This window comes from Phyllobacterium sp. P5_D12, from assembly GCF_054049495.1.
The window spans coordinates 1-8,224 of sequence record NZ_JBFUMG010000186.1 but is presented as its reverse complement, the minus strand read 5'-3'; the positions used below and the strand labels follow the sequence as shown (position 1 = coordinate 8,224).

The window sequence follows — 8,224 nt, the reverse complement described above, 5'->3', positions numbered from 1 at the left end:
TCGCTGCCGACCGCATAGATCGCAGTACCGAACCGCGTATTCTTCAGCCAGAGCCAGGCGAGTAGAACAACACCGATCACCACCAGCGGCATGGGCAGCCAGCCGGGTATTGCATCACCAAGATAGAAGGTCCCAAGGTCAGGTGCGACGAAGCCACCAGGCTTGTCCATCACCAGCAGCGTCAGACCCTGGATGATGAACATGGTCGACAACGTCACAACGATGGGCTGTAACCGGAAGAATGCGATGAAAATGCCGTTGAAAGCCCCGGTCAGCATGCCAACGCCGATTCCGACACAGGTCCAATACACCACGCTTGTCTGTGCCGCCGCCGGGTCCATGCCTTGCGCCAACACCACATTGACCAGCGAAATCACCGCCCCGGCCGACAGATCGAAACCGCCGGAAAGAACGACGATCGTTTGTCCGATTCCAGCAATCGCCGACGTTGCTCCGCCGCTCGAAAGGAACGAAATGTCGAAATAGCTGAGGGGGCCGCTGCTGACAAAATCTACCAAACCAAGCAGGCCAAGARACACGGCTATGGCGATGAGTACGCTGCGCCGCTCAGGCGGCATGCTGAACAGGGAAGTCCAGTTACGGCTCGTGGCAGTCGAGGTCGTCATCGTCATTCGGCGGCCTCTTTCGCTGCGCTGTCATGGCCAAGAGCTGGCCGCATGATCGAGGCTTCGGTCAATTGATCGCGCGACAGCGATGCCGCAATCTGCCCGTCATAAAGGACCAGAACCCGGTCGCACAAATGCACGAGCTCGGGAATCTCGGTGGAATGCAAGAGGATCGAACCTCCGGCGTCGGTGAAGTTGCGCATCATGACGTAAAGTTCGTGCTTGGTGCCGACATCGATACCGCGGGTCGGATCGAACAGCAGCAGGATACGGCTTTGGGCAACCAGCCATTTGGCGATTGCAATCTTCTGCTGGTTGCCTCCAGAGAAAGCTCCTGCCCTGGTCCAAAGCGCGCGCTGGTCAACCTCGACAGTGCCGAAGGCAGAACGCACGGCCTGGCGTTCAAGATCACTTTGTATCAGTCCAAATCGTGAAAACCTGTCGATCACCGGCAAGGACGCATTGAGCGTTCCGCTGAGCTTCAGGAACAGGCCCTCCGTCTTTCGGTCTTCAGGCACCAGCCCAATGGCAATATTAGGCTTAAGCGCATCTGCAGGCGAGCCAAACCGAACCCTGCGCCCATCGACAAGGATATCGCCATGGGTCACCTGCGTCATGCCAAAGCAAGTCAGGAAAAGGTCAAGCTGGCCCATGCCCTGCAGTCCGGCAACGCCGAGGATTTCGCCTTTCCGCAGATCGAAACTCGCATCGCGCAACTTGTGGCCGGACCGCAAGTTGCGGACACCCAACACGGGAGCACCAAATGCGGCATCGCTTTTGGGCCGCGCCGGGAAAGTCTGGGCAATCGATCGCCCGACAATGCTTTCGATGACTTGGCCGTCGGTGATGGAGGCGACAGCGCAGGTGGTTATGTGGCGGCCGTTGCGCAAGATCGTCAGCGTATCGCAGAAAGCGCGCACCTCGCGCATGCGATGGGTGATGAAGACGATGGTCGTCCCTAGCGCCTTCAGTTTGGCGATGATCCGGCCCAGCCATTCAACGTCGCTGCCCGCAAGCGTCGATGTCGGCTCGTCCAGGAGAAGAATTCGTGGCTTGCGATAAAGCGCACGGGCAATTTCTGTCTTTTGCTGAATGGCAAGGTCGAGCGTGCCGACTTCCGCATCGAGATCGACTGCAAACTCGATCTCCTGCAAATGTTGCGCTATGGCCTGACGGGCCATAGACCGCCGGATCATGCCGGTAATCCCCATCGGCGCATAGGGCATCAGCATATTGTCGAGCACTGTCAAATCCTTGACAAGCGTCATTTCCTGAAACGCGGTCTGGACGCCGAGCGCATGCGCCGCCCTTGGGGCATTGAGCGCTGCTCTTTCGCCAAAGACCGATATGTGTCCCTCGTCGGGACGAAGCAATCCCGACAGCAATTTGACAATTGTCGACTTGCCCGCACCGTTTTCGCCGAGCAAAGCATGGGTACTTCCAGGCTCGATGCGGAAGGATACGCCATCGACTGCAACCGTGGCGCCAAACGCCTTGCGAATATCGGTCACTTCAATGGCGGATTGTTCGAATGGTGAATTCATCCCACCGGTCCTGCTCAAATCATCGGGATAAGCCAAGTTGCGCGGAGCGGTAGCCACTCCGCGCAAGCCTACGCTTAGTTCTCGGGTTGACCGACCAATGCTGCATTAAGACCGATTTCGGGCGTCTTTTCCGAGAAGATCGACGCAAACCAGCCCGGATTGGACACAATGGATGGTTTGAACGCATTGCAGCCGCCTTTCATTTCCTGCCACGTACCTTCCTGGCAGAGCTTGATGGTCTCGTTGGTGACCAGAGGCAGCGGCAGTACAGTCTTCTTCGGCACTTCCTTGCCTTCGATCGCATCGACGGCGAGCTTCAGCGCCAATGCGCCCGAATATGGCGGGGATGCATAGGAAATGCGCGGCGCACCCATGGGTGCATAGGGAGGTGTCGCACCCTCTGCCTCGGTTCCTGCCGGCAGCATCTGGATACGGCCGCCATTCGAGCCCTCGCCTGCGCAAGGAAGAAGCTGCTCCGGCTTCTTGCCAGCTTCGAGTTGCATCGAATTTGCGGTAAAGCAGCCGACCTGCATCCAAAGCCCGTTGATGTCGTCCCAGTTGCGGGTTGCGAGGATCTTCGAGAGTTCGGTGCGTGCGACGGCCTGGCTCCACATGCCAACCGCTTCACCGACGATCTTGATATCGGGATGTTTGGCGAAGACTTCCTTGGCCGCCTTGGTACGAAGATTATCGACGGACGTTCCAGGCACGCCGGTAATCGCAATGATATTGCCCTTGCCATTGAGCTTCTTGACCAGCCATTCCGCTGTGACGCGGCCGGCCTCTTCCTGATCGATCGCTATGTTATAAGCGCAGGGCTCGGTGATCTCGCCATCATAGGCGAATACCTTGACGCCCTTATCGCACGCGTTCTTCACAACCTGGTTGAGCGCGGTCGGTGAAATCGGGAAAATGACGATGGCTTCGGCGCCAGCCTGTACCATTGCGTTGATCTGTTGAATCTGCCGCTGCGCATTGGGACCGGCAACCTGGACTTGCAGATCCACCTTGTCAGCATAGTCCTTGTGGGCAGCCATGGCCTTGACCATGTTGGCGGCCTCGGCCTGCCAGTCATTGCCGATAAAGCTCATGCTCAGAAAAATCTTGTGTTTTTCCGCAGCCTCCGCGTGGCCGATCATGGCCATGCCCGACACAAGACAGGCACAAGCGGCTGCGCGCCGGATGATTGATCCAATTCCCATTATAATTCCTCCCTGACACAGGAAAACATCTCCGAGCGGGCTCCTCTTCCCTCTCGTCGTTCCTGTAACCAACCGTAGCACCATTTGATCAAAGATCAATGATGAAATACCATTGATCGTGCGTAAGATTTGTTAGATAAGGAGAAACGCTTGACGCGCTGTGGTGGACACTGCATTCCACGTAAAAGGGCACCCGCCGCGAAAAAGGTGATGAATGGCTGAAGCCGGCTACAGGAGACCAGGTGTTGAGATTCTCCCGCTTTCCAAGGAGACGCTGCAGGACCGCGTCTATCGCCAGATTGCCAGCCTGATACTCGAAGGCGGCATCGTTCCGGGCGAAATGGTTCCTGTACAAAGCCTTGCCGATGCCTTCGGCGTCAGCGCCATGCCTGTACGGGAAGCTCTGCGACGGCTGACGGCGGCCAATGCGCTGACCGTGGTTTCCGGGCGTTCCATCGGCATACCGCGGTTGAGCCGGGCCAAGCTCACCGACCTGCGCAATGTTCGCATCGAGATCGAGGCGCTTGCCGGCAAATGGGCTGCCGAGCGCATCGAAGACAGTGAGCTCGCGACACTCCGCTCGTTGTTGAAAGCACTGGAAAAAGCCAACGCCTCCGGCGATATCAAATCATACCTGCGGGCGAACTACGCGTTTCACTTCTCGATTTACCGGGCGGCCGGGTCGGAAAGCATTCTCAATATCATCGAGAATCTTTGGCTGCAGGTCAGCCCGTACTTCAACATGCTGCATGATTCCGGCAATTACACCAAAGCCAACGAGCACCATCAGTCGATGTTCACCGCGCTATGCGCTCACGATGGCGAGGCGGTCAAAATAGCCATTCAAGCCGATATCGATGCCGCTTATGATGTCCTCGTGGATTTGGTGAGCTGAGGTGGCATCGCATCTGTAACTGTTACGTACTTCTTGGCATCACCGCCGTAGCTAATATCTCGCCCGTAACCGGGAGAATAGCGATGGCCAACACACCAAAACCCAACAAGCCCAATATTCTTTTCATAATGGCCGATGATATCGGCTGGTTCAATGTCAGCTGCTACAACCACGGTATCATGGGGTATCGGACACCTAACATCGATCGTATCGCTCGCGAAGGTGCCATGTTCACGGATTTMTACGGCCAGCAGAGTTGCACTGCTGGACGGGCTGCCTTCGTCACTGGACAAGCACCGATCCGAACGGGACTGACGAAAGTTGGTATGCCTGGAGCGACGCTGGGTCTCAGTGCCGAGGATCCGTCGATTGCCCAATTCCTGAAAAATCTCGGCTATGCCACCGGCCAGTTCGGTAAAAACCATCTTGGCGATCGCAACGAGCATTTGCCTACAGTGCATGGTTTCGATGAGTTCTTCGGCAACCTCTACCACCTCAACGCCGAGGAAGAGCCTGAATATACGGACTACCCGAAGGACCCAAAGTTTCGCGAGAAGTTCGGCCCGCGCGGTGTCCTCAAGTGCAAGGCGTCCGACAAAGACGACAAGACCGTCGATCCAAAATACGGCAAGGTCGGCAAACAGCTGATTGAGAACACTGGTCCGCTTACGCGCAAGCGTATGGAAACAGTGGACGAGGAGTTTATGGGGGCGGCCCTCAATTTCATGGAGCGCAAGACCAAGGAAGGTGGACCGTGGTTCTGCTACATGAACACCACGCGCATGCACGTCTTCACGCATCTCAAGCCCTCGTCGGTCGGCAAGACGGGACATGGCCTTTATCCGGACGGTATGGTGGAACTGGACGGCTACGTCGGCCAGCTGCTGGACAAACTCGAGAAGCTTGGTGTCGCTGACAATACCATCGTCGTCTTCACAACGGACAATGGCGCCGAGGTCCTGTCGTGGCCGGACGGTGGTGCAACACCCTTCCGGGGTGAGAAAGACACCAATTGGGAGGGTGGCTGGCGGGTTCCCTGCGTTATGCGCTGGCCAGGAGTCATCAAGCCTGGCCGTGTCATCAATGACATTTGCTCGCTACAGGATTTCATACCGACTTTTGCCGCTGCCGCGGGTGAGCCCGATCTCGTCGCAAAAGTGAAGAAGGGATACAAAATCGGCACCAAGACTTTCAAGGTTCATCTCGACGGCTTCAACCTTCAGCCCTTCCTGGCCGGGAAAGAGAAGGAATCTCCGCGAAAGGGCTTCCTCTATTGGAGCGACGACGGTGAGCTCATGGCACTGCGGATCAACCAGTACAAAGTGGTGTTTAGCGAGCAGCGAAGCACAGGGCTCGATGTCTGGCGCGAACCATTGTCAAAGATGCGCATTCCCAAACTCTTCGATCTTCGGTCCGATCCCTTTGAACGAGGCGAAGAGAGCAATTTTTATTATGCGCAGTGGTTCGCCGAACACGTCCCCCTACAATATGCCGCACAGGCAGTCGTTGCCGAATGGCTTGAAAGCTTCAAGGAGTTCCCGCCCCGCGCTAAGCCGGCGAGCTTCACAGTGGACCAAATCGTGGAGTCGCTGATGCCGAGAGGTTGAACGACAAGGCGGAGGAGGAAAACCAGCATCTTTAACAAAATCGTCTAAGATGCTGGTTTTAAATGGTGGGCACAGTAGGGATCGAACCTACGACCCGCTGATTAAGAGTCAGCTGCTCTACCAACTGAGCTATGTGCCCGTCAGCCGTTTGGCGGCGACAAGTGAGGGCTCTATAACGGGGCAAATCTTGCCTGTCCAGCCCTTCTTGAAAACTTTATGACGGCTTTGCACCGGAACAACGTCCGGTTGAGGATTATACAAACAGCCGGCCTTCCGCGACCCTGATTGCCGAACCTCCAATGCGCCCTCCGGTCAGCTTCTGGTCGACGATATCCAGCTCGAGCTGCAGGCGCGATGGCCTTCCCATTTCATATCCCTGTTCGATCGACAGGCGCAGGACGCCATCCAGCGGTTCGTCGAAGGCATGAATTGCACCGGCAAACGCCGCCGTTGCAGAACCCGTGGCCGGATCTTCATAGGTGCCCTCATCGCTCACGAACATGCGCGAGTGAAAATGGCTGTCATGCAGCATCGTTTCGCGGCAATAGGCATAGACCGGCAGCTGGCGATGACCGATCGTCGGCGCCACGTCCTTCATCGCGATCTGGTTGATAACGATGCGCCCCGCCGCCTCGAGTCCGTGCACCGGCACCAGCATGAAAGGTACGCCCGCATCCCAGATGCTCGGAACATGATTCTCGAAGCCGATTTCCTTTGGCTCGAGCCGCAACGCATTGGCGATGGCGATCTTGTCATATTTGTAAGGAACCTCCTGCGGCAGCTTCGGCAGATCAAACTCGGCAAACGCGCCGTTTTCACTTAGTTTGACACCGCAGCGGACAGGTCCCACCTGCTCCTCCAGGATGATAAGTGCATCCTGGGTACCCCTGACTTCGCCAAATCGATTCTGAGCCAGGGCGACTGCGGTCCCGACTGTCGGGTGTCCTGCAAACGGCATTTCATAATCGGGCGTAAAAATACGTGCCCACGCCGTATGCGCGGGGTTCTTTGCAGGCAGCACGAAAACAGTTTCGGAAAGATTGAACTCGCGCGCGATCCGCTGCATGGCAGTATCGTCGAGGCCGTCGGCATCGTGCACGATCGCCAGCGGATTGCCCGCCAGCACCTTGTCGGTGAAGACATCATAGACCTCGTAGCGGCGACCGGCCATTTGCTCTCTCCCTATTAGCGTCCGGAAAAAATAGAGTAAGGCAGCCTCCGTACAAGTCAAACCTTGTGACGGTGACATTCAGCCCTGGCGAAAGTGYCAGTCGGCAAATGTGCGAAACGTCCAGGGCGTCGCCTCGCCCATTTCTCCTGCAGCGGAAATCGCGGTGATGTCGTCGAGCTCGGAATCCTCTTCAGCAGCAATGTGGCCGCGAATATGCTTCAGCAGCTCTTCTCCACTGGCATCGAAATAGTGACGCCGGAACAAAGCGATGCTGCGGCTGGCAGTGACAAGATATAGCTGATCGTCACGCCTTCCGGCCCCTGAGAGCCTGACGCCGGTTTCCTCTTCGACTTCCCGGTGCATGTTGCCGTCAATATCGATGAAGTCGCCCGCCACATCCTCTTCGTCGAACGAACCCGCCGGAAAATAGATGCGGCCGGCTGCCGATGTCGAAGCGGCCATACGCCCGGCGATCAGCTTGTTATCCTCTGAAACGATCACACCGACGGCGAAAATATGCCAAGGCTTCACGTTTCTTGCATCGGCCTTCCAGTGCATCATCGTGGCAAATCGCGTGCGATGATATCGCGCCCGAAACGCATCGTCCGCCACTCCCGCCTCTTCAGCCATGAAAAATGGCCCATCGAAGATGGCCGGATTGGCTGCCGTCGCTCTCACCCATCCAGCAGCAATTGCCGCCTCATTTGAAATTCCATATTCAAGTGGTGCGCTGTCGATGCGGATCACCGCTTCATTGAGCGGAATGACGGTCTTCTCTGGAATTTCGTGCATTACTCAAACCATACTCAAAGTTACGGAAACCGGGCAATGGTCGCTGGCCTTCGGGCGATCCCAGCCGATACGTGGAAAAAGCTCCACCTTCTGATCGGGCGGGAAGATCGTCCGGTAAGGCTGACCACGGCGGATAATATCGGGTACGGCAGTGGCATTGCTCTGCGCGAGTGCCGGTGAAGCGAGAATATAGTCAAGCTGGCACAGATGCCGCTCGTCTGGTCCGCGCGTGTGATAAAGCGTCCAGCGGTCCATCACCGGCCGCCGCTCCACCAGATTCTCGCAAAATCCGTCATTCAGCAAAATGTCGAGACTGCTGATTGGCTCGCTCACTGGCGCGAAAGTATAGCCAACGAGCGAATCCCCGCCGACGACCACCCTTTCGCG

The 8,224-nt window shown here is 56.9% G+C and carries 7 protein-coding genes, 1 tRNA gene and 1 pseudogene; 2 read left to right on the top strand and 7 right to left on the bottom strand.

The features are described 5' to 3' along the window. From ACXJ5O_RS13765 to ACXJ5O_RS13755, 3 genes are all read right to left on the bottom strand, one after another. The coding region (locus ACXJ5O_RS13765) for an ABC transporter permease subunit (protein WP_457300378.1) at window positions 1-578 on the bottom strand (578 nt) is incomplete at its 3' end. Between the two features lie 50 nt (window positions 579-628). Beyond that, entirely contained in the window at window positions 629-2,170 is a 1,542-nt protein-coding gene (locus ACXJ5O_RS13760; RefSeq protein WP_457300376.1) for a sugar ABC transporter ATP-binding protein, read from the bottom strand. A 74-nt stretch (window positions 2,171-2,244) separates the two neighbouring features. Beyond that, window positions 2,245-3,372: a sugar ABC transporter substrate-binding protein gene (locus tag ACXJ5O_RS13755; protein WP_457300375.1), complete on the bottom strand. Its 1,128-nt coding sequence runs from the start codon at window positions 3,370-3,372 to the stop codon at window positions 2,245-2,247. A 214-nt stretch (window positions 3,373-3,586) separates the two neighbouring features. On the opposite strand from ACXJ5O_RS13755, the gene ACXJ5O_RS13750 reads away from it, so the two are divergent. After that, window positions 3,587-4,267 (top strand): GntR family transcriptional regulator, encoded by a 681-nt coding sequence (locus ACXJ5O_RS13750; RefSeq protein WP_457300374.1) that lies wholly within the window; start codon window positions 3,587-3,589, stop codon window positions 4,265-4,267. Window positions 4,268-4,350: 83 nt separating this feature from the next. Continuing rightward, window positions 4,351-5,874 (top strand): arylsulfatase, encoded by a 1,524-nt coding sequence (locus ACXJ5O_RS13745; protein WP_457300373.1) that lies wholly within the window; start codon window positions 4,351-4,353, stop codon window positions 5,872-5,874. 63 nt (window positions 5,875-5,937) lie between these two features. Here ACXJ5O_RS13745 and ACXJ5O_RS13740 read toward each other — a convergent pair. From ACXJ5O_RS13740 to ACXJ5O_RS13725, 4 genes and pseudogenes are all read right to left on the bottom strand, one after another. Further along, a tRNA-Lys gene (locus ACXJ5O_RS13740) sits at window positions 5,938-6,013 on the bottom strand. 114 nt (window positions 6,014-6,127) lie between these two features. Beyond that, window positions 6,128-7,060 (bottom strand): PhzF family phenazine biosynthesis protein, encoded by a 933-nt coding sequence (locus ACXJ5O_RS13735; RefSeq protein ID WP_457300377.1) that lies wholly within the window; start codon window positions 7,058-7,060, stop codon window positions 6,128-6,130. A gap of 63 nt (window positions 7,061-7,123) precedes the next feature. After that, window positions 7,124-7,837, bottom strand: coding sequence for an NUDIX hydrolase (locus tag ACXJ5O_RS13730; RefSeq protein WP_457300372.1), 714 nt, complete (start codon window positions 7,835-7,837; stop codon window positions 7,124-7,126). A 3-nt stretch (window positions 7,838-7,840) separates the two neighbouring features. Beyond that, window positions 7,841-8,224, bottom strand: a pseudogene (locus tag ACXJ5O_RS13725) (endonuclease/exonuclease/phosphatase family protein); the annotation flags it as partial.